Origin of the sequence: Promicromonospora citrea (assembly GCF_013004695.1) — a bacterium.
Lineage (GTDB): Bacteria > Actinomycetota > Actinomycetes > Actinomycetales > Cellulomonadaceae > Promicromonospora > Promicromonospora citrea.
In genome coordinates this window covers 1-3,443 of the sequence record NZ_JABEMG010000239.1, presented here as the reverse complement: position 1 = coordinate 3,443, position 3,443 = coordinate 1, and the positions used below count along the sequence as shown (strand labels likewise).

Annotated in this window: 3 protein-coding genes; 2 read left to right on the top strand and 1 reads right to left on the bottom strand. The window is 74.7% G+C overall.

Translation table 11 applies throughout. The features are described from left to right. Positions 1–290 precede the first annotated feature (290 nt). Both HLB15_RS23025 and HLB15_RS23020 read left to right on the top strand, forming a co-directional pair. Positions 291–473 carry a hypothetical protein gene (locus HLB15_RS23025; RefSeq protein WP_171109034.1) on the top strand — a complete coding sequence of 61 codons (183 nt, stop codon included), beginning with the start codon at positions 291–293 and terminating at the stop codon, positions 471–473. A gap of 125 nt (positions 474–598) precedes the next feature. Continuing rightward, positions 599–2,677, top strand: a complete 2,079-nt coding sequence (locus HLB15_RS23020) for a penicillin-binding transpeptidase domain-containing protein (RefSeq protein ID WP_189086863.1) — start codon at positions 599–601, stop codon at positions 2,675–2,677. An 88-nt stretch (positions 2,678–2,765) separates the two neighbouring features. On the opposite strand, the gene HLB15_RS23015 is transcribed toward HLB15_RS23020, so the two are convergent. Continuing rightward, positions 2,766–3,239 carry a hypothetical protein gene (locus HLB15_RS23015; protein ID WP_171109032.1) on the bottom strand — a complete coding sequence of 158 codons (474 nt, stop codon included), beginning with the start codon at positions 3,237–3,239 and terminating at the stop codon, positions 2,766–2,768. Positions 3,240–3,443: the final 204 nt, after the last annotated feature.

Here is a 3,443-nt window from a genome sequence, read left to right as displayed (position 1 = left end):
GGCCGACCCGGCGGCGGGGCGCTTCCAGCCGCTCTGGGCCACCCGCGCCCACCTCCTGGCCGCAGCGGGCGACACCGCGGCGGCGCGGGCGGCGGGCGAGAAGGCGGTGTCCCTCACGACCGACCCCGCGCTGCGTGCCTACCTGCGCGAGCGGGCCGCCGGCGGGTGAGACCGGGGCCGCGGCGTCACGAACTCCGGGTCCCGTCCTCCCTACCCAACGGAACGACCTTCTCGTGCGTCCTTGGTTGTCGAGGCTGCCCGCACGAGGAGCCTGGGAACGGGGAACCACCATGACGACCAGCACAGCGGTCACCGGCAACGACCTCGCCGGCATCGAGCGTGACCTGCGGCGCATGGAGCTGCTCAACCGGCGGGAGCACCAGCTCCGCACCGCCGGCCGGGCGGCGCCGGTGACGTCGTACCTCCAGCTCGCCACGCGTGCCAAGGACCGCAGGCGGTCCCCGGACGCGTGACGCCCGGCGGGCGGGGCCGCAGGTCCAGGGGGTTCGGCGGCTCCGCTCCCTCCGTGCCGCATCCTTGACGTTTCACCCAGGACATTCCACGTGCTGTTCATGACCGGCCCCGTAGGCTCCTGGGCATGAGCGGATACCCACCGTCCCTCCCGCCGGCGGACGGCCACGCCCCCGTCCCGCCTCCACCCGGGGGGTACGCGGCGCTGCCGCCGGAGGAGCAGGTGCCCCCGCCGCCCGGGCCGCCCGCGGAGCGCCGCCGCGGCCGCACGGCGCTGGTCGTCGGCGGCGTCGTCGTGCTGCTCGCCGCCGCGGCCGTCGCCGTGTGGTTCCTGTTCTTCCGCGCGCCGGGGATCCCCGACCCCGAGCCGGCCGCGGAGCAGCTCGCCGAGGCGCTGCAGGCGGGTACGCCGTCGCAGGTGCCGCTTGCGCTCGAGACGTCGGCGTCGCCCGACGAGCAGTACACGCAGGTGTTCGAGCAGCTGCGGGCCGCCGTCGGCGAGGACGCGGGGACGGTCGCGGTGAAGGCCGTGACCCCGGTCGAGGAGGGCGACGGCGGGACCGCCACGGCGACCGCGACCCTCACCTGGACCTGGCCGGTCGCCACCGACACGGCCTGGGACTACGAGACCGTCGTGCAGCTCACCTACCCGGGCCACACCGACGGTGAGCCGGGCGAGTGGCAGGCCGTCTGGAACCCGGGCGTCATGGTGCCGGGCCTCGAGGCCGGCGAGCGGCTCGCGGTCGAGCGCACCGAGCCCGTGCGCGGCGAGATCCGGACGACCGGCGGCGACACGATCGTGAGCCAGACCCCGGTGCACCGCGTCGGCATCGACAAGACCCGGCCGGGCTGGGAGACGGCGACCCAGCAGCTCGGCACCGTGCTCGAGCTCGACCAGGAGACGACCGACGACATCGAGGGCCGTGTGCAGGCAGCGGGCGAGAAGGCGTTCATCGAGGTCATCACCATCCGCGACGGCGACCCGGAGTACGACTTCGACGCCGCCATGGCGATCCCCGGCGTCGTCGGCATCCCGGACGAGCTGGCGCTGGCCCCGACCCGGGACTTCGCGCGTCCGGTGCTCGGCATCGTCGGCGAGGCGACGGCCGAGATCGTCGAGGAGTCCGAGGGCACGGTCGCGCCGGGCGACGTCGTCGGCCTCTCGGGGCTGCAGGCCGCCTACGACGAGCGGCTGCGGGGCGTCCCGGGCCTCGCCGTGACCATCGAGCCGGCCGACGGCGAGGGCGAGGGCCGCGAGGCGTTCACGATCGAGAAGCAGGACGGCGAGCCGCTCGTCGTCACCCTCGACCCCGCGGTGCAGCGCCGCGCCGAGGAGACGCTCGCGGACATCACGGACCTGGCCAGCGCCATCGTCGCGATCCGGCCGTCCACGGGCGAGGTGCTCGCCGCGGCGTCGGGCCCGGGCTCCGAGGGGCTGAACACGGCCACCCTCGGTCAGTACCCGCCGGGCTCGACGTTCAAGATCGCCACGTCGCTCGCCATGATCCGCGGGGGCGTCACGCCGGACACGCCGCTGCCGTGCGCGCCGGACGTCACCGTCGAGGGGCGTCAGTTCGGCAACGTGCCGGGCTACCCGCAGTCCGCGCTCGGGGACGCGGTGCCGTTCCGCACGATCTTCGCCAACTCGTGCAACACCGCGTTCATCGCCCAGCACGGGTCCGTCAGCCAGCAGCAGCTGCACGACGCCGCGGCGTCGCTCGGCCTGGGCGTCGAGCCGAGCGTGCTCGGCGCCGCCGGGACGACGGGCGACGTGCCCGCCGACTCGACGGGGACCGTGCACGCGGCGTCGATGATCGGCCAGGGCCAGGTGGTCGCGACCCCGCTGGCCATGGCGACGGTGGCGGCGAGCGTCGCGGCGGGGCACACCGTCTCGCCGTGGCTCGTGCAGCCCGAGAACGGGGAGGCGCCCGAGGCGCCGTCGGGCGACCTGACCGAGGACGAGGCCGCGACGCTCCGCGAGCTCATGGGCGCGGTGGTCAGCGAGGGTTCCGGCACCACGCTGCGGGACGTGCCGGGCATCGTGGGGGCCAAGACCGGGACGGCGCAGTTCGGCGACGGGTCGAAGGCGCACGTCTGGATGGTGGCGATCGCGGGCGACCTCGCCGCAGCCGTGTTCATCGAGGAGGGCGATCTCGCGTCGACCGTCGCTGCTCCCGTGATGCGGGAGTTCCTCGCCGGCGGCTGACGCCACGGGACCCCGGACACGAGAGGACCCCCGCCCACCTCGGTGGCGCGGGGGTCCTCTCGTACGGTACCGCCCGGAGCCGGGCGGATCAGCCCTTCCAGCCGGCCTCCTTGCAGGCGGTCTGGTAGTCGCCGACCGCCTTCTGCACGGCCTTCGGGCGCGCGATCGAGCCGTCGAGCGCCTGGTCGAACGGGGCCCGCACGGCCTCGAGGTGGGCGATGCTCACCTCGTCGGCCTCGCCGATGATCAGGCCGATGCCCTTGCTGACACCGCTGGCCTGGCCCGTGCGCTCCTCGTCGAGGGGAGCGGCGACGGCCGGGGCCAGGTTCCCGATGTTCTGGACCAGGGCGCCGGAGAAGAAGGCGTTGCACGTCTCGACGAGGCTGTACTTGCCCGTGCTCACGGGTGCCTCGACGGCGTCGGGCGTCGGTTCGGCCTCCTGCTGGACCTCTTCACCCGAGGGCATGAAGTCGCTGGCCATGTCCTCGAGGGCCGAGCATCCGGACAGCAGGAGCGCACAGGAGACCAGTGCGGCGGCGCCCCAGTTCTTGCTGGTGCTCACGATGTACTTCCCTCACGTCAACCGGTTCACAGGAGTGCGGTCCGTCGCACCCGCGGCGAGTCTAGCGGCACGGCCCCGCAGGAGGGCCAATCGTCCTGGTCCGTCCGGTGTGCTCCGTGCGGGACCGCACGCGCGACGGCCCGGGCCACCGCGGCGGTGGCCCGGGCCGTGCCGGCGCGTGCGCTCAGCGGCCGGCGTCGGGCG